Origin of the sequence: Paraburkholderia sp. BL23I1N1 (assembly GCF_003610295.1) — a bacterium.
Taxonomy (GTDB): domain Bacteria; phylum Pseudomonadota; class Gammaproteobacteria; order Burkholderiales; family Burkholderiaceae; genus Paraburkholderia.
This window is the reverse complement of the sequence record NZ_RAPV01000001.1, coordinates 4630571-4650541: the sequence shown is the minus strand read 5'-3', so window position 1 is coordinate 4650541 and position 19971 is coordinate 4630571. Positions and strand designations below refer to the sequence as shown.

The window sequence follows — 19971 nt, the reverse complement described above, 5'->3', positions numbered from 1 at the left end:
TATGGTTACCGTCCGCAACAACGTTGAACCGAGCATCAATGGTATCGTTTGCCGTTGTGCGTCACGCGCGCAACTCAAGGCCTTCCCAGGACGGGGGAAGGAAGACAGGAAGCACGCTTTATGAACGAACTCTTCACGCCGCCGCAAAGCAGCGAGGCTGCGCCGCAGCGCCGCTGGCCGCGCACCGGCTATCCCGCGATGCTCACGGCCACCGCTGCCTGGCACGTATTCGTGCTGGCCGGATGGCTGCTGGTGCCCGCCGCGTGGCCATGGTGGCTGGCCGCGATCTTCGCGAATCACGCAATTTTCACGGTAGCCGGTCTGTTGCCGCGCACCTCGCTGCTCGGCCCGAACTGGACGCATCTGCCCGCCGGGCCGCGCAACGCCGACGCAATCGCATTGACTATCGACGACGGTCCCGATCCGATCGTCACGCCGCAAGTGCTCGATCTGCTCGACGCGTTCGACGTGCGCGCCACCTTCTTCTGTATCGGCGCGAAAGCGCAACGCTACCCCGAGCTCACACGCGACATCGTCGCGCGCGGCCATGCGCTGGAAAACCATTCGCAGGTTCACGTGCACACGTTTTCGGTCACGTTTCCCGGCGCACTCACCCGCGAGATCGAGGCGGCGCAGCGCACTTTCGAGGCATTGAGCGGCGAGCGGCCGATGTTCTTTCGCGCTCCGGCGGGATTGCGCAATATCTTTCTCGAACCCGTGCTGCGCAAACTCGATTTGCGGCTCGCGGCTTGGACGCGGCGCGGCTACGACACGCGCGAGCGCGATCCGCAGGTGGTTGCGCATCGGCTGCTCGACGGCCTTGCCCCGCGCGACATTCTGCTGCTGCACGACGGCAACGCCGCCCTCACCGTCGAGGGCAAACCGCTGATACTTGCCGTCCTGCCGCGCGTGATCGACGCCGCTCGCCGAAAGCATTTACGCTTCGTTACGCTGCGCGAAGCGCGTATCGACGACTAAACTAAACCGGGCATCCTCTCCACGCGGCCCGGCCGCAGGCATGCAGCCTGCCTGCGGCCTGCATGCCGGCCGACATGCGGCGGGCCACACAAATACCGCTGTTACACGCGGAAATCCGCCGCCATGTCGTCGTCCGTGCGCGCCTCGAGTTCGCCGTTGCGGCAGGCCTTCAGGAACACGTCGTAATCGCGTTCCACCTGGTCCGCGTAGCTGGTGGCATAGCCGGTGAGCGCTTCCGCGAATTGATCGCCACGGCCGATATAGGCGCTGACTTCGATCGCCTGGCCACTCGCCTTGGCATGCGCGCGCGCCATGATCCAGCCGCAGAGTTTCGCGTAGCCTTCCAGCAGGTCGGTATCGAACAACTCGATGTTCGCCGACAGTTTCATGTCGCGCAGTTGCCGGAAGTAGAAATGGCGCCCGGTCGGTCCGCTCGCCCAGCCGAGAAAAATGTCGCTTGCCGCCTGCAGCATGCGCTGCCCCCGAACCACCCGCTCGCCCTCATGTTTGAGGGCCGGCGACTTGTGATACTGGGCGATCACCGATGGCCGTGCTTCCTTGATCTGGATGAACAGCGGCTTGCCCATGTGATCGACGTTCAACAGCACGAGACAGCGCGTCCCCACGCTGCCGACGCCCACCACCTTGAACACCAGGTCTTGCGCCGTGAAATGACCGAGCAGTTCACGGCGGTCGTGCGACAAGGTCTTCACGTATTCGGCCCACGTCCCCTCGATCAACTTGTCCCAATTGCCGATCGTGAACCAGTCGTCGTCGGGCGAAAACAGCGTATTGGCGCCATGCACATGAAAGAGTCCGGGCGGCGCATCGCGAATCGACCAGCGGTTGCCATCGAACTCCGCCATTTTCTCCAGCAGGCTTTCATGGGTACGGTTAGCGGCTTTTTCCATGCCGCGGCGCACAATGCGGCGGCGCTCAGGCGTCAAGGCCGTCTCGGCCATCAGATCGAAGGTGATGCGGTCGTACCAGAGTTCAAGCGCGCCGCATTGCGCGTATTGCGCCATGCGGTCGCGGTATTCGGTGGCGGCGGTCATCACCAGATACTCGGCGGTGCCGCGGCTCAAGCGCATGTGACGCGCGGCGACCACGAGGCTCGCGGTCAGGCGTTTCAAGTCCCATTCGAAGGGACCCGTTGCGACTTCGTCGAAGTCGTTCAGATCGAATACGAGTTGACGCTCCGGCGTGGCGAACCCGCCGAAGTTCATCAGATGACCGTCGCCGCAAATCGGCATGGTGAGACCGGTGTCGGGCACGAGGCTCAGGTCGTGAGCCTGAATGATCGCAGTACCGCGAAAGAACGTGAAAGGCGACACAGCCATGCGCCCGTAGCGCAGCGGCACGAGCTTTTCGACCCGCCCCTCGCTGCTCTGCTTAAGCAAGCCGATCGGGTTGCGATGCAATTCGCCGACCGTACGATGGCTCGACCGTTTCGAGTGCTCGCGGGCGGCGCGGCCACGGGCTTCCCGTTCGGCGATGGTGCTGGCTCTCATGCTCTTCTCCGTTTTATTGTGTGAGTTTTTACTATCGGGTCAAGAAATCACCAACGGTAGCCCACACCGCCGAAAATCACATCTGAATCGCGATCATAGCGTGTGACGACACGGTTCCACTCGACCCGCGCGTCCCAGTGATCGGTCAGACGATACGAGCCGGCGATCGTCACGATGCCGGAAAACTTCCCGGCGCCCGGCCCCGGCGTCAGGCTATTTTCATATTCGTTGATTGCGTAGTAAGCGCCGACGCCGAGCGCCAACGTGACCTTGTCATCGAGAAACGCGCGGGTCGCCCACAGCTGGCTGGTGATACCGTCGCGGCGCGCTACCTTGCTGCTGCCTTCGTGAAGATAGCCGACGGTCACGTCGAGATATTTCGCAAGGCCTCGACGGTACTCGATCGCACCGCCCAGCGCGGTCGGCGAGCTGGTTGAATTGATGATGGTCTCGCCGAGGTAGACCGCCACTTCGTTGTTGGTGACCTTGTGGGAGCTGCCAATCGGCCAGTCACGCGGACCGGGCGTGCCTGGCTCATCGAGCTGATAGCCGACGCCGAACATGACGCTGGTTGCATCCGGCCCGCGTTGCACATGCACGCGATTTAGCTGAAGTTGCGTGATCCACTGGCTCGACGCGTAGTACGCCGCCCGCACGCTATATACGACGCCCCAGCCGTGCGTGTCCGAATAGCTTCCGCCTTGCACGGCCGTGGTGGTATCGAAGTACCGGTATGGACCGACGCCTGCTTGCAGAACGAACTGTGGATTTCCGACAGGAATGCGACCCCATAGCTGGATCATCTGGCCATCGCGGTGATGATCTGGAATGTGTCCTTCATTGAGCCAAGTGAAGCTCGCGGCAAAGTATTGCCCAAGCCCTTCCTGATAGTTGATTGCCCAGGTGTACGTATTCGTATTGCCTGCACGCGAACCGCCGCCGAATAGGGAAAACTCTTGGGCGTGAGCGCCATTGGATCCGACGAGAAGAACAAGACCGGCCATGCCGGAAGCCGCCTTGATGGCCAGGTTACGGTTAGGAGCAGAATTCAAAACCCGCATTGAGTTGCATCTCCTGATCGCTCTCTGCCGCCGCTGGCGTTCGTGCGTTGGCGGCCCGCCGATCGGAGGACCGTCGCAGTGAACGTGCCAACTGGCAGCCGTTATAAATTGTTCACCATGCTAGCAGACCAATCGGCAAAAATGGAACTCAAGCAATTCGAATAAACAAGCCCGACAGCGACATCCCCAGCGCCGAGCCAGTGATAAACCGCGAATGATTACACGCAACGACAAACGACCAGAGGAATAGAACTACCGAAACCGACTGGACAGATTAACGGATTGCGTATCCATGCCAATCGACGAAAGCGGACATCGGGCGGTGCCCGATGTCTTTTGAAGTACGGATCGGCGCGCGCAGCGCCGCTGGAAGAATGACTGCCTTGTCACCGGAGCGGAATGTGCGAAAACACAGATTCCAGATGCACCACTACCGTGGCTGCGCGGGGGACCCGCTTAAGAATTAGCGGTTTGAGCCGCTTTCTTTGCTTGTCTTTCTTTGCGGCTGCAAAGAAAGTAAGTGCCGGCCCCGCACAGGGGCGACGCTAATAGACCACTAGAGGGTGTTAGGCACTTTTTGTCGGACCTGGTATCCTGGCAGGATGAAAAAACGCAGGCCATACCCCACGGATGTATTGGATGAAGAGTGGTACTTCGCCGCTCCGTACCTGACCTTGATGAACAAGGACGCACCGCAGCGCCGCTATGAACTGCGCGAGATGTTCAACGCGCTGCGCTGGATCGTACGCGCGGGTGCTCCGTGGCGTCTGTTGCCAAATGATTTTCCGCCGTGGGAGCTTGTTTACCAGCAGACGCAACGCTGGATTCAGGCGGGTTGCTTCGAGGCCATGGTGAACGACCTGCGTTCGATCATCCGGGTCGCGCAGGGCCGACAGGGCCAGCCCAGCGCGGTCATCCTCGATGGGCGCACGCTGCAGTCGACCTGCGAAAGTGGACCTCGCGCCGGTTACGACGGCTACAAACGCAAACGCGGTAGCAAGGTCCACATGGCGGTTGATACTTTGGGGCAATTGCTTGCTGTGCACGTTACGCCGGCCAACGAACAGGAACGCGCGCAGGTCGGAGAACTGGCACGTCAGGTTCAGCAGGCCACGGGCCAGACGGTCAAGGTGGCGTTCGCCGATCAGGGATATACCGGCGAAGAGCCTGCGCAGGCGGCACTCGACGAAGGAATCGAGCTTCAGGTAATCAAGCTGTCGGAGGCGAAAAAGGGCTTCGTGCTGTTGCCGCGCCGCTGGGTGGTCGAGCGCAGCTTCGGCTGGCTTAACCGCTTCCGCCGGCTGGCCAGAGACTACGAGCGATTGCCCGAAACCTTGGCTGCTTTGCACTTCGTCGTATTCGCCGTGCTTATGCTTGTCCACTTCGCAACCCTTAACAAAAGTGCCTAACACCCTCTAACAAAGCAAGAAAAGGCCAACACCACCAAGCGCACACCCCAGCAGCGCCAGCCCAAAAAAAATCAAATCACCACCCCAACCCTCCGCGGCGACAAAACCGACACAACAAAACTAACCACAATATTAGCCGCCAACGCAATCAACCCAATATAAAGCGGATAGGTAGCATCACCGATATGCAAAGCAAACACTGGCTTAAGCCCTTGCGAAACAGCCAACCCGGTGCCAAGCACAATCCCAACGAGCCACCCAAGAAACAACCCCGAAGTATTCAACCGCCGCGTATAAAGCGAAAACACAATCGCCGGGAAGATCTGCAAAATCCACACCCCACCCAGCAACTGCAAATCAATCGCATACTGCGTAGGTAGAAACACAATAAACAACAGCGCCCCAAACTTCACAACCAGAGAAACGATCTTCGCGGTCGAAGCCTCAGCTTGAGGCGTGATATCCGGCGAGACAAGAGGACGCCACAAATTCCGCGTGAACAGATTAGCCGCGCCAATGGACATGATCGCCGCAGGCACCAACGCACTAATGGCAATTGCCGCCGCCGCAAATCCAACAAACCACGAAGGAAACAGCGTATTGAACAGCGCGGGCACCATATCAGACGCCGACTTCACATGCACGCCTGCAGCAATCGCCATATAGCCAAGCAAGGCAATCAACCCCAGCAACAACGTATACGCCGGCAGAAAAATCGCATTCTTGCGTACGGTATTAGCCGACGCGGACGACAACACCGCCGTCATCGTATGCGGATACATGAACGCCGCCAGCGCCGACCCCAAAGCCAGCGACGCATACGCAGTGAACTGCGCCGGCTTCAGAATGATCCCGGTTGCGCCACCCTTGGCCTTGAAATACGTATCGGCCGCATCGAACACATGCGCATAACCGCCGAGCTTCGCCGGAATCAACCAGACCGCCGCGATCACGACGATATAGATCATGATGTCCTTGACGAACGCGATCATCGCCGGCGCCCGCAAGCCGCTGGCATAGGTGTACAGCGCAAGAATCACGAAGGCGACGATCAACGGCATTTCGCCGCTCACGCCGAGCCCCTTGATCACCACCTGCATGCCCACCAGTTGCAGCGCGATATACGGCATGGTCGCGACAATACCCGTGATCGCGACTGCAGCGGGAAACCACTTGCCGCCGTATTCACCCTGCACGTAGTCCGCTGCCGTGATGTGGTTTTTCGCTTGAGCGATCTTCCACAGTTTCGGCATCACCGCGAACACGAACGGATAGACGATGATCGTATACGGCAGCGCAAAGAAGCCATACGCCCCCACGGAATACACCAGGGCGGGCACCGCGATCACGGTATAGGCGGTATAGAAGTCGCCGCCCACGAGGAACCACGAAATCACCGTGCCGAACTGGCGGCCGCCCAGGCCCCACTCGTGCAATTGCGTCAGGTCGCCCCGCTTCCAGCGCGCGGCAAAGAAACCGATCACGGTGACGAGTACAAAGAACGCGATAAAGACGATCATCGCGACCGGGTTCACAGGATTGACATCGTTCATTTGACACCTCGGTACACGACATAAATCAGTAGCGAGGTCAACGGAACCCACAAGAACTGATACCAGTAGAAGAACGGAAAGCCGGCGAACGAGGGGCGCGTGTCGTTATAAAACGGCAGCCACAACAACGCGATGTACGGGATCAACAAGATAAGCCATAGCCATGAACGGCCGGCGGATGGGGAGGTCTCCACGAACTTCTCCTAAGTCTATTATTGAAACCGCGCGCCAGGGCTTGCGGCCGGGCACGCGGAAAACCGGTTACCAGATATTAGACGTCAAAACCGGATCCTGCTTTTTGCGCGACAAATGCCGGGCCAGCATGAATGCCACGACAAGGCGCCGCCACAACGATGCACGCCAGAAGGCGCGGCACGCTGCGGGGATGTAGTATTCGCCTTCGTGAGCGTCCTCACAAGCGCGCAACTACGTAAGCCGGCTACGTATAACTACGTAGCTCGACGGCAGTCCTTTCTACGATGAAACTCAAAGCAAAGATTGTCCTGCTGGCGATCGTGCCCTTTCTGGCGGCCATCGCCAGCATTGAAATCGGTGTACGCCAGGAAGCCACGGCGCTCGCCGAAACACAGCACGCGACCACCCAGGCCGCGTACATGGCCAGCAAGGAGATCGAGCTCAAGCACTACGTCGAACTCGCGACCACGGCGATCGCCCCGCTCTACGACGTCGGCCGCGACAACGCGCGCGACGATGCGATGCTGCGCACGCGCGCGCTCGACATTCTCGAGAAGATGGATTTCGGCAAGGACGGCTACTTCTTTGTCTACGACATGCACGGCCGTTCGCTGATGCATCCGCGCGAGCCCGACCTGGTGGGACGTGACCTTTGGGCGCTGCGCGATCCGCAAGGCACGCCGACGATCCAGCAACTGCTCGCCGCGGCCTCGCGGGGCGGCGGTTATGTGCGTTACGTGTGGCATCGTCCGTCGACGGGTAAGCTCGCGTCGAAACTCGGCTACGTGGTGCCGCTCGAACGCTGGGGTTGGATGATCGGCACCGGCATCTATCTCGACGACGTCGACGCCACGCTCGCGCACATCGACCAGGGCGCGGCGGCCAACATCGATCGCACGATGCGCTGGATCGACGCCATCGCGCTCGCCGGACTCGCCGTGATCGCAGTGTGCGCACTGGTGCTCAACGTCACCGAATACCGCAGTGCCGATGCAAAACTGAAGCGCCTCGCGCAGCAGGTGGTCGACTCGCAGGAAAACGAACGGGCGCGCCTCTCGCGTGAATTGCACGACGGCATCAGCCAGATGATGGTCTCCGTGAAGCTGCTGCTCGAATCGGCGTTGGCGCGCTTCGAACGCAGCGACGTGCGCGTGCCCGCAGCAGAAGCCGCGCTATCGACCAGCGTCGCGCGCATTGGCGATACCCTGCGTGAAGTGCGCCGCATTTCTCACGCACTGCGTCCGTCCATGCTCGATGACCTCGGCGTAGCGGCCGCACTGGAACAGCTCACGCGTGAGTTGAGCAACGAGTCCGGCATCCAGATCGGCTTCACGCAGATCGCGCACACGCATGCAGCCTCTTTGCCGGAAGCGGTGAACACAGTGCTGTTCCGTATCGCCCAGGAAGCGCTGACGAATATCGTGCGGCACGCACACGCGTCGAGCGCGGCGCTATCGCTTGAAATCTCGAACGACGCCGTCACGCTGACGATTTCCGACAACGGGTGCGGTTTCGACGTGCCACACGCACTCGTCAGTCCACGCGCGGGCGTGGGCCTGCGCAATATGCGCGAGCGGCTGGGCGCATTGGGCGGCAAGCTGTCGCTCAGATCGCAACCCGGTCATACGATCGTGACCGCGCGCGTGCCAGTGGCGGCGTCTGCGCCCCGATCGCCAGCCTTGCAGGAACTCTGACCATGAACGACATATCGCTCGCCACAGCACGTTTGATTCTGATCGACGACCACCCGCTGGTACGCGACGGTTTGCGCGCCCGGCTCGAAGCCGTGCGCAACATCGAGATTGTCGGCGAAGCGGGCAATGCGCAGGAAGCGCTCGCGCTCGCCGCCACCCACGAGCCGCATCTGGTGTTGATGGACGTCGGCATGAACGGGATGAACGGCATCGCACTGGCCGGCATGTTTCATGAGCGCTTTCCGGCAATTCGCGTACTGATGCTCTCCATGCACGACAACCTCGAATACGTGACCCAGGCGGTGCGCGCAGGGGCCAGCGGTTATGTGCTCAAGGACTCGCCCGCCACCGAAATCATTCAGGCAATCGGCGCGGTGCTGGAAGGCAAGACCTTTTTCAGTGCGGGATTGGGTGCGCGATTGATTCAGGCATCGGCGACGCAATCGCCGATCGAACGGCTCACGCCACGCGAGCGCGATATTCTCGATGCGCTCGCGGAAGGTCTTTCGAGCAAGCAGATCGCTCAACGCAATGATCTGTCGGTGCGCACGGTAGAGACGCATCGGCTGAATCTGAAACGCAAGCTCGATATCGAAGGTCAGGCCGAGTTGATCAAGTTCGCCGTCGAAAATCGGCGTAAAAGCCGGTGATATCCTGCGCCGCCGCTGCATAATCTCCACTAGCTAGTCGAGAATCAAAACCGTCGATCCGTCTTTCACATGCTCAACATTCCGGAGCCCAAGACGATGAAACGCCTGATCCAGGGGCACCTGGCGAGTCTGCTGATCTGCATGGCCGCGACGCACGCCCACGCCGAAACGCCGCGCATCAACCACGGCCACGACCCGTTCTTTCAGATATCCAAGGCAATCAGCGAATGCCCGGTGCCCTTAGGCCCACTCGAAACCGAGCAGGAATGGCTCGACGAGAGTCATTACCGGATCGAACGTGGCAATAGCTGCTGGGTGGAAGGCCGTTGCCGTCTGTCGAACGCGTATCTCTACGACGCGGAAATTGCCGACGCAGTCCAACGGCGGCTCGCCAATATCAACTACGCGATGCACTGGCGCGAACAGTCGACGCTGTGGCTCACGCTGCAACGCCGCTTTATCTACGTGCAAGGCTGCGTCGCGCCGGGCTTCGACAAAAAAACATTCCTCGCGGAGCTCGCGAAAACCGCGGACGTCGATCGCGTGATCGACGACACCACAGCCAACCCGCACGCGGCGTCGCTACCCTATAAAACGCTTGCGGACCCGGACAAACCCGTGATTGATCCGGGCAACTAACCACGGCGTCTCAGTGGCGCAGAACGCCAATTTAATCCGTGGCACCGCCGCGATCACTGTTGTCCCGAATGATTTGACCGATCAGCGTATCGGCGTCGCGCGAGACGTTATCGTGAACACGAGTGCTTTGTGTGGCCGCCGCCGTATCGTTGTCGATCAGGTGGCCGCTCCTCAGATGCGTATCCACCGACACCTGCATCGAGAGGCCAAGCCGCAACGGATGCGCCGCGAGTTCGGCCGGGTCGAGCGAAATCACGATCGGCACGCGCTGCACGACCTTGATCCAGTTACCGGCCGCGTTCTGCGAGGGCAGCATCGAAAACGCACTGCCCGTGCCTGCCGAGAAGCCCTCAACGCGGCCTTGATACACGACCTGCGAGCCGTACACATCCGACACGATGCGCACCGGCTGACCCACGCGCATGCTGCGAATCTGGCCTTCCTTGAAGTTCGCCTCGACCCACAGGCGCTCAAGCGGAATGATCGACATGAGGGCGAGCCCCGGCCCGACCTGCTGGCCGATCTGCACCGAACGCTGTCCAACCGTGCCGTCGATAGGAGACACGACCGTGGTGCGCTGCAGATTCCGATAAGCGAGCCGTAATTGCGCCGCGGCTTGCAGAACCGCCGGGCTCGCTTCGACCGGAAATTTTCCGCCGAGCGCGCGGGCAGCATCGAGCTGGACTTGCGCCGAGGCGAGATTCGCTTGCGCCACGGCCACGGTTTCGCGGGCGCGCGCCAATTCCTCCGGCGACACGACCTCCACCGACGCATGATCGCGCGCCGCCAGCGCACGCTGCGCCAAGGCGAGTTCGGCGCGGCGCGCGTCGATGGATTGCACGTAGAGCTTGCGCGAGATCGTCGCGTTCGCCACCTGTCGCACGGCGAGCGTCAGTTGCGCTTTCGCCTGCGCGAACGCGGCGGCCGCTTCGGCGTCGTCGAGTTTGACAAGCGGCTGGCCCGCACGCACCTGCCGTGTGTTGTCCACCAGAATATCGGTGACCGTGCCGGGTATCTGCGCGGCGATCTGCACGATGTTGCCCGCCACGTAGGCGTCATCGGTCTCTTCATAGAAGCGCGCGCTCAAACCCCAATACGTCAGCCACGCCACGCCGCCGAGCGCCACCACGCCGAAGAAAACGGCAAAACGGCGCCGCCGCGCCGCCCGCTTCGAATCGTGCGCGTCGCTCGCTATGCCTGCGGGGTCCGCCGGGTTTGCCAGCCCCTGGGTCCAGCCGGCTGCATGCTGTGCCTGTTTATCGTTGTGCATTCAGTCGAAGTGCGTATCCGTGATGCGTGCGTGAGAGGAAAAGGTCGGCTGATAATGAGAGATCGGCGCGCCGGCCACCTTGCGTACGTCGAAGCCACCGCCGAGCGCGCCGACCAGCGAGACCTGCAGCATTCTGCGGCGGCCCTGCAAATCGATCTGCTGCGCGCGTTCGTCGAGCAAAGACAGGTCGGCGAGCGTCACGTCCTTCTGCATGCCGATCCCGCGACGATGCCGCTCTTCGGCGATCGCCACGATGCGCGAGGCCGCTTCGACTGCGCGAGTCTGTTCAACAGTGAGCGTATCGACCGTACGCAGCGAAGTCAGCTGGCGCGCGACCTCGCCGAGTGCCTCGTCGACGGTCTTGTTGTAAAGGCCGATCGCGGCGTCGACATTGGCGTAGTCGCCGCCGAGTTGTGCATGCAACCGGGTCCGGTCGAAGATCGGCAAGGAGATCGCCGGCCCCACCGAACCGGTCAGCGCCGCACGCGAGAACAGCGCGGCAGGCGTCAATGCGGTTAGCCCGGCAAAGGCCACCAGGTTCACGTCGGGATAGAACTGCGCCCGCGTGGCGTCGATGTTGGCGAGCGCGGCTTCGGCCCGCAAACGCGCCGCCACGATGTCGGGCCGACGGCCCAGCAGGTCGACCGGCAGTTGCGCGGGCATCGGTGCGTCGGCCGCCGCAGCCAGTTGCGGACGATGCAACGACAGACCCCGCTCCGCTCCGCGCCCTGTCAGCACGCCGATCTGCAATTCGGTCAGTGTGATGCGCTCGTCGTTGAGCGCATGCTGTGAAGCGAGCCGGCTCCGCTTGAGCGCGGCGTCGGCTGAGTCATACGCGTTATCGATGCCGCGCGCGCCACGTTCGCGCAACACGGTATCGACGTTATCCGCGGCCTGTTGCTTTTGCAGCAGAATGTCCTGCATCGCGAAAGCGCCGTCGAGTTCACAGTAAAGCGTCACGAGCGCGACCGTCAACGTGAGCCGCGCCTGCTCCGCATCGATTCGTGCCGCGTCGCGCGTGGACAGCAGGCTGCCGGTCAGCGCGGCATTCTTGCCCCACAGGTCGAGCTGGTAGCTCAAACCGGCGAACACCGCGGCCGGCGAGACTTCCGGATCGTTGAACAACTGCACGGGAATCTGCTGACCGCCGACGGACACGTTAGCCGCGTCTTTCGGCTGCGGCAACCGGGCCTTGCTCACCGTCGCGCCCGCCGTGCCGGTGAGGCCGGTGAGCGAAGCAAATTGTTCAAGTTGCGCCTGCGCGGCGCCCACTCTCGCCTTGGCGATCTGCAGGTCGGGATTGTTCTGCAACGCTTCGGCGGTCAATTCATCCAGCTGCGGATCGTGATAGCGCTTGACCCAGTCGGGCGCAGGCCATGCGCCGTTCGCGCCTGGCCCGATGGTCTGCGCAAGCACATCGGCGGATGGCTTGAGCGGCTTGACGTTCGCGTGCAGACCCGAATCGCTCACGCAACCCGTCAGCGCGGCGGCAATCAGCAGCAACGGCCAGGCGCGTGGCATGGGAAATTGCATAGGCTGCCTCATGAATTCCAGGTACCAGGCATTGCGCGCTCGCCAGCCACCGGCGTATTTATCTCGCCAGGCATGGCCGGATCAGCCGCATATGCCGCATTGGCAGTTCTGGCTACTTTGGCCGCGAGTCGTGGGCGTGTGCGTTCGAGCGGCCCCATTCGCCCGAAGAACCCATCGAAAAGTCCCAGCGCGATTGCTTTGAGCTTCGCCAGTTTGTCTTTTTCCAGCAGCACGATCTGCACGATTTGCCAGAGCGTCAGCACGTTCGGCACAATCGCCACCGGCAACCGTAGCCCGTATTGCAGTGCCAGCTGCATCGCGTTTCGCGCGCTGTAGTAGCGGCGGAAACCGGGGTGATTCATGGTCGTCAATTCCAAAGAACCCAGTTTGTGACGGCGCCGCGAGCCGATCCGATGCAACAGGACGAGCGACGGCACGACATACACGGGCACATTGCGCAGCAGCGCGCGCAAGCAGTACTCGGTATCGACGTGGTCGATAAACAGCGCTTCGTCGAAGCGGCCGAGCCGCGCGAACGCCTCGCGCGAAATGACACAGCCGGACGAAATCAGAAAAGCGCAGCGCTGCAGCGCTGCGTCGGCGTGGATAGAGAGTCGTTCGACCGCCATACCACTCGTCGCAAGTTCGGGCAGGAAGCGTTGATCGTTTTCATCGAAGATACGCGGGCCGGCCAGAAACGCCCGGCCGCTCATCGACGCGCAGCGCTCGCGCATCACCGCGAAGTAGTCGACTGGCGCCTCGGAGTCCTGGTCGAAGAGCGCGACCGCATCCACGTCTGAGTCGAAGAGCGCGCTCAAACCGCAATTGAAAGCGCCGGCAATGCCATTGCGATTACCGTGATGGAGCAACGTCACGCCCGCCTCCCCCAGCATCATCGCGGCGCGCGCATCCGGCAACGGCGAGTTGTCGACCACCAGCAAGCGATCACAGACCGCGCGCATCGCCTCCGCGCGCGCTAGCTGCGCTTCACTCGGATGAAACAGGATGATCAATGCGCCCAGGATCGTCATTGGAAGTTCCTCAGTGACCTAATGACCTAATGCCATCGCCGCGCCGCGCTTCGGGCGTGTGAGCCACATCATCGCGGCGAGCACGAGGCAGGTGATGCTTGCCATGTAGAACATGTCGCCGGTCGCCATCATGTAAGCCTGTTGCTGGACGATGTGATGCAAGGCCGTGAGTTCGCGTGCGCCGTCGATACCCATGCCATGCAAACTTTGAACGAAACGCTGCGTATTGCCGGACGATTTCGTCACCGACTGCGCGACGACGTCGTAGTGATACAGCGCGCGGTTATCCCATAGCGTGACACTCATTGCCGTGCCGAACGCCGCCGAGAGCGTGCGCAAGAAATTCGACAGGCTGGAGGCCGCGGCGAGCTTGTCGTCGGACACGCGCGAGAGCGTTGCCGCGGTCAACGGAATGAAGAAGCACGGCAAGCCGACGCCCTGAATCAGACCCGGTGTGATGATCTGCGTGAACGTCACGGTCAGCGTGAAATGCGCGTCCCACCACAGCACGGCCGCAAACACGAGGAAGCCGAAAGTCGCGAGCACACGCGCGTCGAAACGGGCCGCATAAATGCCGACCAGAATCGAAAACACCAGCGCAAGCACGCCGAGCGGTGCGGTGGCGAGCCCGGCCTGGTACGCGGTGTAGCCCATCACAGCCTGCAGCCAGAGCGGAAAAATCACGCCGACCACGGAAAAGCTCATCATGCCGAGCGAAATGATCAGCACACAAAACGAAAACGTCCGATCGCGGAACAGGCTCAGATCGATCACAGGATGCTTTTCGCCCGCCTCCCAGATCAACAGCGACACGATCGCCAGCCCCGCGACGATCGCCAGCGTCAGGATCAAAGGCGAATCGAACCAGCCGCGATCGTGACCGAGATCCATCACCGTCTGCAGCGAGCCGACGCCGACCACCAGCAGGAGAATGCCGGGCAGATCGATCGGCGCCGCCTTGGCCGCGGTTGCGTCAGGGCGCAGCAGCGTCGTGCACACCGCGAACGAGAAGATGCCGATCGGCAGATTGATCAGGAAGATCCACGGCCACGAAAAATTGTCGATGATCCAGCCGCCGACCACCGGGCCGAAAATCGGCGCGAGCAGTACCGTCATCGCCCACAGCGCGAGTGCTACCACGCGCTTATCCGGCGGAAAGGTACGCAGCAGGATAGTTTGGGAAAGCGGCACCATCGGCCCGGAAAAGAGTCCCTGCAAGGCGCGGCACACCACCAGAAGGTGAAAGTCGCCGGCCACGCCGCAGAGCAGCGACGTCAACGTGAAGAGGATCACCGCGCCGAGAAACAGTCGCGTTTCGCCGAGCCGGCGTGAGAGCCATCCCGTCAACGGAACGGCGATGGCCGCCGCCACGGAGTACGAACTGATCACCCATGTGCCCTGACTGTTGGACACCCCGAGGCCGCCGGAAATAGCCGGTACCGCGACATTCGTGACCGTCGAATCCAGGACTTCGATGAAAGTAGCCAGCGAGAGCGCGAACGTCAGCAAGGCGAGCTGCGCGCCGCGCATGCGGCGTACGCTGTGCTCGCCGGCAGAATCCGCGCCGGAGCCGACGCCATGCGCCGCGTCGGCCGACGTGGTGCGCTTCGGCAACGGCGTAGCGGCGCTCATACGCTGTGCCCGCTGCCTGCCATTGCCGGCAAAAACGTGTGGTCAACGGTTTGCGTTTGCACGCCGGTCCGCATGAAACCCTCGATATAGCGTGCGGCTGTCTTGCACCCGTCCGGAGACGCGCCGAGCCGGTCCTGCACGCGTCCACACTGCGTCGCGATCGACGGGCTGCCAAGCACATGCCTCAATGCACGCGCAAGAGCTTGAGGTTGCAGCGGCTTGTCGAGCCGAACACCGCAACCGCTCTCGACTACCCGCTGCGCGTTATCGAACTGATCGTGCGCGAACGGCGTCAACACTTGTGGAATGCCCGCGGCATACGCGAGCGCTGCCGTGCCGATGCCGCCGTGATGCACCAGCGCCCGGCAGCGCGGCAAGAGCGTCTGCAACGGTACGTAACGCCGCTTGAGCAGCGCGCCCTGCGCGTTTGCACGCCTATCCGCCGCGGAGGCCGCTTCGATTCGGGGCGCATCCGGCGTCAAAAGAATGCCGCGTAACCCGCCCTCCATCAGCGCCGCGCTCACGGCATTCGCATAGCGCTCCTGATCGATCAGGGTTGAGCCCGCGGTGAATACCACAGGTCGCTCGCCCGCGGCGAGAAAATCGTCGAGTTGCGGATCGGACTCGGGCACGCTCGTGTCGTTGAACAGCGGAAAACCGCCGAGGCAGCGCGGCGCCGGCCAATCCGGCTGAGCCTGCGCGAACCAGTCCGGAAAAAGGCACAGCACGCCATCGGTCGAATGCAGCCACTCGCCAAAAATGCGCCGCACCGCTGCGAGACCCAGTTCCGCGCGCAACGCATTCAATGCGGGGCCGCAGACCTTGTCGAGCGCCTGTCGCTCGATCAGCCCCAGCAGCGCCGTTTTTACGGCCAGCGGCAAGCCACGCGGAATTGTCAGCCGAGGGTGGATCGGCGGTGCATGCGCGGAGAGCAGGGTCGACGGCGATACCTGCACCGACACGAACGGCACGCGGTACAACTCCTGCATCAAGCGTGCGGAAAAAGCCCACAACGTGCCGACCAGCACGGTGTCGCTATCGGCCAACGCGGCCAGCGTGTCGAAATGCGGTCGCAGTGTCGGCGCAATCACCGCCCATAGCGTACGGAACGACGTCCGCGGGTTCCACAGCGCCGGGTTCGCCATCGCCTCTTCATATTCGGTGGCGGTGCCGATCGGTACGAATGTGAAGCCCTGGCGCGAGACAGCTTCCGCGAATGGCGGATGCGTGCAGAAGACGATCTCGTGGCCGCGCGCAGCCAATGCCGCGCCGATACCGAGCAAGGGATGCACGTCGCCCGCCGAGCCTATCGCGGTGATGATGACTTTCGTCATTCAGATCGCTCAGAAAAGACCGGGGATTAGCGCGGCGACGTCGCGACGATACTGCGAATAGGCACGGCCAAAATGACCGGTCAGCCAGCACTCTTCGACCCGCACCTTGTACGCCAGCGACGCGAAAATCAGCACGAGCCCAGCCACGCCACGCCATTGCGCGCCGATCAGCACGGCCCCCAGGAGCGCCAGCAGGCAGCCGGTATAGATCGGATGACGAACCAGTCCATAAGGCCCGCTACGCACCAGTTCATGCCCTTCCTTCAGCGTGACCGAGACGCTCCAGTTGGTGCCGAGATGCAGCCGCGCCCACACCGAAAACGCAAGGCCGGCGAGTATCACAGCGAAGCCGGCGAGCTGCAGCGGCCCGATCGCATGCGCGTCGATGGACAACGCGGCTGCGGTGAAGTCCGGCAGCACGATCAGCGCGCCACCGCCAATCAACGGAATCGACTGTAACGTCCGCGATAACGATGCCTCCTTGCGCGCGGTCTCCTTGACGCGTTTCGATGTCGCGACCCAATACAGCAGCCACAACGCCCACGGTACGACAATGGCGATGCTCTGAGCGATATTCACGGTAGTTCAGCCTGTTGGAACGAGTGATCGGCGGTGGTTTGCAACGCGACGTTTGCAATGGCGGGTGACTGCAGCGGCATGATGGGCGAGCGGACGGCGAACGCGTCGAAGCCGTCGATCGCACGGCTTGTGGCCTGAACCCGCGCGGCGCCGAAGTAATCGAATATCGCCGTCCGAACCTGGCGCAGCGCGGGCCGGCCTTCGAGATCGAGGAAATGCCCGGCCTGCTCGATCGTAAGAAACTCGGCGCGCTTCAGATGCGTGCTGAGCGAGCGGGCATCTTCAGGCGTGGTGTAGTCGTCGAGCTCGCCGTTGAGGAACTTCAATCCGCAATCGATGTTGCGAAACTCGTGAAGATAGTCTTCCGGACGAAGGGCCAGAATCTGGTCGACGTGAAACGCCACCTGATCCTGTTCATCGCGCGGCAGCGTAGAGAGGTAGCGGTAGTTGTAGAGCTTCATGATGCGCGGCAGATGCCGGCCAACGGTATCGTTGAGCAACTGCGCGGCCTTCAGATTTTCGCCGGCGGCGATGTGGTCGCGTGCCGCGGTCACGTACGCGGTCATCGCCTCGTTGAGCCGCGGCGAGAACGACGCAATCACCGCGCGCCGCACGCTGGTGCGCGCCCGCGAAAGCGCAAGCAGCGACGCTACGCCGCCCCACGACACCGACAACAGGAAGCTCGGCTCGAATAAGCCTATTAGATGCAGCAGAATGTCGACTTCATCGTCTTTTGTCAGCACGAAGTCGCACACGTTATGCGCTTTCGATTGACCCGCATAAGGTAAATCGAAACAAATCGGGTTATAGCGTTCGCCGAGGTATTTGATTGTCTGTCCGAACGACGCCGTGGTGGCCAGCGCGCCGTTGATCAGAATGACACTCTCGAAGGCCGGATCGAATACGTGACGTTCAACGTAGACTTTCAGGCCCGCCGGTAGCGGAACAAGGAGTTTTTCGATGGGCATGGCGTATTCGCATGCACTTGCGCAACGCAAATGCGTACCGATACCGCGCCCGCTCTAGCGGACGCCTTGCGGCCGTACTACCGGGGATCAGGCCCATGCGACTTGCCTTTACGCCGGCAAGTCCGATCCGCGACGACCGCTGCTGCACCGACAACATGTACCACTCGACGTGATACCTGCCGACGCTCCCTAGCGCGTGCCTGAACTCAGGCGCGCTTCAATCGAGCGTTCGATGCCTCGTAATATATTTATATGTAATTTGAAAAGCGTTGCTTCAATCGCTGCCGCACGCCATTCGTTGACGCCAGTCTGCCCTCACTGCATGAAGACTTGATGTCAATATAGGATGACGGAAAGATTTTTAACATATTTCAAAATTAAAAGCTAAAAAACCTCACTGAGCATACGTTCGAAATTGGCAGGGAAAATGTTATTGAAAGGAAACGGCATGACACACTGACGCGCTAACGAACCAGTGAAAACGCTTCCCGGCAGGCAATCTCACCTGCGCCATACACGCCGACCACCGTATAGTCCGACGCCACGCATTCGAACGTAGAGTCCTGAAACGTGATGACGAAATGGCGCCGTGCAGGACCGGGCGAAGTGACGGCCGAGATCTCGGCGGCCAGCGACGAATTCATGACTTCGTGAACCGAGTACCCGCTGAGCCCTTGCGACGCGAGTGGATGAATCTCGAGATCGGCATCGCCCGGCGGCCCCAGCCGATGAAACACGGTGTCGGGAAATAGCACCGTGCAAAATGGATCGTCGTCGGCATCGAATGGTCCGAACCGTTCGAAGTCGGACTCGGCTATCGGATAAGCCAGAATCACCCGGCGGTTGCTGGTGACAATGAACGGTTCGGCGGCGTCGGCTGCCGGATGAGGAACGGAGTCCAGCAGGACGACATGGTCTTCCTGCTGGGGTAACTCGATCGTACTAGTCATCTACTTCACGACTCCGTTGCGCTTACGCGCCCGCGTGCACCGTCGAGGATTGCGGCGCTGCGGCAGCGCTCGTCGTGCCGGCTTTGCGTTTGCTGCCCAGTTTGCGGCCCGGCGCTTTCTTTACCGCTGCAGTTTTCTTCACCGCGGTTTTCTTTGCAGCGGCCTTTTTCACAGCAGGCCTGCCAACGCTTTTCCTGGCCGTGGCCTTTTTAGTCGCCGCAGCGCCCTTCTTCGCAACCGTTCTTGACGCGGCTGCCTTTTTTGCCGTTACTCCTTTTTTGGCAGCGACAGTGCTGGTTGCCGCAGCGCTATCGATCAGAAACCTGCTTCGGTCTTTGACCGATGCGAGCCATGCCGGTGCCGGACCGCGCCCGCTCCACGTAGCGCCGGTTTCCGGATTGAGGTACTTGGGCGGCTGTGCGCCCTTAGGCTGACCTTTTTTCCCGGCTTTGGCGCGAGTGACCGATGCCTTTGACGCGGACTTCAATTCGCCAGCACCTTCAATCAGAAATAGAGTCCGGTCTTTCACGGCGGCGATCCAGGCCGGTGCACGCCCGTGGCCGGTCCATGTCGCACCGGTTTTATTGTCGCGGTACTTCGGAATCGACTTGCCTGCGCCGGCAGCTTTTGACTTGCCACTCGCGGCACGTCCATTCAAAGCGTGCGCGGCGCGTTTCGCCTTTGCCTTTGCTTCGATATCCGCGGTAGTCAGGCCATGCTTGATCATCAATTCGCGAATCTGGTCGACCGCGGCTTGTGCTTTCCTGGCAATAAGGACGTCAGCTTGCGCCTGGAGCTTCTTAAGCTTTGCCTGGATTTGCTCTAACGTGGGCATTTGATTGCTCCTTATGTGGTAATCGATCGAACTATGCCATGAATAGCGCCAGAAAGGCAGATCTATGCGGCTATAAAGGCAACAGGCTGACACGGGAATGCATCCCGTGGAGTACGAACCTTTCGAGTCCACTATCCGGCAGCCGCATT

16 protein-coding genes and 2 pseudogenes are annotated in these 19971 nt (G+C 61.4%); 5 read left to right on the top strand and 13 right to left on the bottom strand.

Annotation, left to right across the window (positions count from 1 at the left end):
- Positions 1 to 120 precede the first annotated feature (120 nt).
- Positions 121 to 978: a polysaccharide deacetylase family protein gene (locus tag B0G76_RS21740; protein ID WP_120294377.1), complete on the top strand. Its 858-nt coding sequence runs from the start codon at positions 121 to 123 to the stop codon at positions 976 to 978.
- Positions 979 to 1079: 101 nt separating this feature from the next.
- Here B0G76_RS21740 and B0G76_RS21735 read toward each other — a convergent pair whose 3' ends face one another.
- Both B0G76_RS21735 and B0G76_RS21730 read right to left on the bottom strand, forming a co-directional pair.
- Positions 1080 to 2489, bottom strand: a complete 1410-nt coding sequence (locus tag B0G76_RS21735; RefSeq protein WP_120294376.1) for a DUF2252 domain-containing protein — start codon at positions 2487 to 2489, stop codon at positions 1080 to 1082.
- A 47-nt stretch (positions 2490 to 2536) separates the two neighbouring features.
- A complete protein-coding gene (locus B0G76_RS21730) occupies positions 2537 to 3550 on the bottom strand; it encodes a hypothetical protein (protein WP_120294375.1) in 1014 nt (337 codons plus the stop codon).
- Between the two features lie 602 nt (positions 3551 to 4152).
- On the opposite strand from B0G76_RS21730, the gene B0G76_RS21725 reads away from it, so the two are divergent.
- Positions 4153 to 4959: an IS5 family transposase gene (locus B0G76_RS21725; RefSeq protein WP_120294374.1), complete on the top strand. Its 807-nt coding sequence runs from the start codon at positions 4153 to 4155 to the stop codon at positions 4957 to 4959.
- Between the two features lie 71 nt (positions 4960 to 5030).
- Here B0G76_RS21725 and mctP read toward each other — a convergent pair whose 3' ends face one another.
- Both mctP and B0G76_RS21715 read right to left on the bottom strand, forming a co-directional pair.
- The gene (mctP, locus tag B0G76_RS21720; protein WP_120294373.1) at positions 5031 to 6512 is read right to left on the bottom strand and encodes a monocarboxylate uptake permease MctP; all 1482 of its coding nucleotides are present in this window, start codon (positions 6510 to 6512) and stop codon (positions 5031 to 5033) included.
- On the bottom strand, positions 6509 to 6706 hold the full coding sequence (locus tag B0G76_RS21715; protein ID WP_074286653.1) for a DUF3311 domain-containing protein: 198 nt from the start codon (positions 6704 to 6706) through the stop codon (positions 6509 to 6511). Before B0G76_RS21715 ends, mctP begins: the two co-directional genes overlap by 4 nt.
- A 285-nt stretch (positions 6707 to 6991) precedes the next feature.
- On the opposite strand from B0G76_RS21715, the gene B0G76_RS21710 reads away from it, so the two are divergent.
- The 3 genes from B0G76_RS21710 to B0G76_RS21700 all read left to right on the top strand — a co-directional run bounded on the left by B0G76_RS21710 (position 6992) and on the right by B0G76_RS21700 (position 9690).
- Positions 6992 to 8401, top strand: a complete 1410-nt coding sequence (locus tag B0G76_RS21710; protein ID WP_120294372.1) for a cache domain-containing protein — start codon at positions 6992 to 6994, stop codon at positions 8399 to 8401.
- A gap of 2 nt (positions 8402 to 8403) precedes the next feature.
- The gene (locus B0G76_RS21705; RefSeq protein ID WP_120294371.1) at positions 8404 to 9051 is read left to right on the top strand and encodes a response regulator transcription factor; all 648 of its coding nucleotides are present in this window, start codon (positions 8404 to 8406) and stop codon (positions 9049 to 9051) included.
- Positions 9052 to 9147: 96 nt separating this feature from the next.
- Positions 9148 to 9690 carry a hypothetical protein gene (locus B0G76_RS21700; RefSeq protein WP_120296649.1) on the top strand — a complete coding sequence of 181 codons (543 nt, stop codon included), beginning with the start codon at positions 9148 to 9150 and terminating at the stop codon, positions 9688 to 9690.
- 31 nt (positions 9691 to 9721) lie between these two features.
- On the opposite strand, the gene B0G76_RS21695 is transcribed toward B0G76_RS21700, so the two are convergent.
- From B0G76_RS21695 to B0G76_RS21655, 9 genes and pseudogenes are all read right to left on the bottom strand, one after another.
- Positions 9722 to 10960 carry an HlyD family efflux transporter periplasmic adaptor subunit gene (locus B0G76_RS21695; protein WP_120294370.1) on the bottom strand — a complete coding sequence of 413 codons (1239 nt, stop codon included), beginning with the start codon at positions 10958 to 10960 and terminating at the stop codon, positions 9722 to 9724.
- A complete protein-coding gene (locus tag B0G76_RS21690; protein WP_310793944.1) occupies positions 10961 to 12493 on the bottom strand; it encodes an efflux transporter outer membrane subunit in 1533 nt (510 codons plus the stop codon).
- 134 nt (positions 12494 to 12627) lie between these two features.
- Positions 12628 to 13524, bottom strand: a pseudogene (locus B0G76_RS21685) (glycosyltransferase family 2 protein); the annotation flags it as partial.
- A gap of 18 nt (positions 13525 to 13542) precedes the next feature.
- Positions 13543 to 15054 carry a DHA2 family efflux MFS transporter permease subunit gene (locus B0G76_RS21680; RefSeq protein ID WP_409076761.1) on the bottom strand — a complete coding sequence of 504 codons (1512 nt, stop codon included), beginning with the start codon at positions 15052 to 15054 and terminating at the stop codon, positions 13543 to 13545.
- Positions 15055 to 15152: 98 nt separating this feature from the next.
- Positions 15153 to 16490: a glycosyltransferase gene (locus B0G76_RS21675; RefSeq protein ID WP_120294366.1), complete on the bottom strand. Its 1338-nt coding sequence runs from the start codon at positions 16488 to 16490 to the stop codon at positions 15153 to 15155.
- A gap of 9 nt (positions 16491 to 16499) precedes the next feature.
- Positions 16500 to 17069, bottom strand: coding sequence for an isoprenylcysteine carboxylmethyltransferase family protein (locus B0G76_RS21670; protein ID WP_120294365.1), 570 nt, complete (start codon positions 17067 to 17069; stop codon positions 16500 to 16502).
- 131 nt (positions 17070 to 17200) lie between these two features.
- Positions 17201 to 18037 (bottom strand): annotated as a pseudogene (locus tag B0G76_RS21665) (alpha/beta fold hydrolase); the annotation flags it as partial.
- A 464-nt stretch (positions 18038 to 18501) separates the two neighbouring features.
- Complete coding sequence (locus B0G76_RS21660; RefSeq protein ID WP_120294363.1) at positions 18502 to 18987, bottom strand: hypothetical protein; 486 nt, start codon at positions 18985 to 18987, stop codon at positions 18502 to 18504.
- 22 nt (positions 18988 to 19009) lie between these two features.
- Positions 19010 to 19822: an H-NS family nucleoid-associated regulatory protein gene (locus B0G76_RS21655; RefSeq protein ID WP_120294362.1), complete on the bottom strand. Its 813-nt coding sequence runs from the start codon at positions 19820 to 19822 to the stop codon at positions 19010 to 19012.
- Positions 19823 to 19971 lie beyond the last annotated feature (149 nt).

What these genes read in the sequence shown, in the direction of transcription:
- B0G76_RS21740 (WP_120294377.1), top strand. Translation starts at nt 121, where the DNA reads ATGAACGAACTCTTCACGCCGCCGCAAAGCAGCGAGGCTGCGCCGCAG.
- B0G76_RS21735 (WP_120294376.1), bottom strand. Translation starts at nt 2,489, where the DNA reads ATGAGAGCCAGCACCATCGCCGAACGGGAAGCCCGTGGCCGCGCCGCC.
- B0G76_RS21730 (WP_120294375.1), bottom strand. Translation starts at nt 3,550, where the DNA reads ATGCGGGTTTTGAATTCTGCTCCTAACCGTAACCTGGCCATCAAGGCG.
- B0G76_RS21725 (WP_120294374.1), top strand. Translation starts at nt 4,153, where the DNA reads ATGAAAAAACGCAGGCCATACCCCACGGATGTATTGGATGAAGAGTGG.
- mctP (WP_120294373.1), bottom strand. Translation starts at nt 6,512, where the DNA reads ATGAACGATGTCAATCCTGTGAACCCGGTCGCGATGATCGTCTTTATC.
- B0G76_RS21710 (WP_120294372.1), top strand. Translation starts at nt 6,992, where the DNA reads ATGAAACTCAAAGCAAAGATTGTCCTGCTGGCGATCGTGCCCTTTCTG.
- B0G76_RS21705 (WP_120294371.1), top strand. Translation starts at nt 8,404, where the DNA reads ATGAACGACATATCGCTCGCCACAGCACGTTTGATTCTGATCGACGAC.
- B0G76_RS21700 (WP_120296649.1), top strand. Translation starts at nt 9,148, where the DNA reads ATGAAACGCCTGATCCAGGGGCACCTGGCGAGTCTGCTGATCTGCATG.
- B0G76_RS21695 (WP_120294370.1), bottom strand. Translation starts at nt 10,960, where the DNA reads ATGCACAACGATAAACAGGCACAGCATGCAGCCGGCTGGACCCAGGGG.
- B0G76_RS21690 (WP_310793944.1), bottom strand. Translation starts at nt 12,493, where the DNA reads ATGCAATTTCCCATGCCACGCGCCTGGCCGTTGCTGCTGATTGCCGCC.
- B0G76_RS21680 (WP_409076761.1), bottom strand. Translation starts at nt 15,054, where the DNA reads ATGCGCGGCGCGCAGCTCGCCTTGCTGACGTTCGCGCTCTCGCTGGCT.
- B0G76_RS21675 (WP_120294366.1), bottom strand. Translation starts at nt 16,490, where the DNA reads ATGACGAAAGTCATCATCACCGCGATAGGCTCGGCGGGCGACGTGCAT.
- B0G76_RS21660 (WP_120294363.1), bottom strand. Translation starts at nt 18,987, where the DNA reads ATGACTAGTACGATCGAGTTACCCCAGCAGGAAGACCATGTCGTCCTG.
- B0G76_RS21655 (WP_120294362.1), bottom strand. Translation starts at nt 19,822, where the DNA reads ATGCCCACGTTAGAGCAAATCCAGGCAAAGCTTAAGAAGCTCCAGGCG.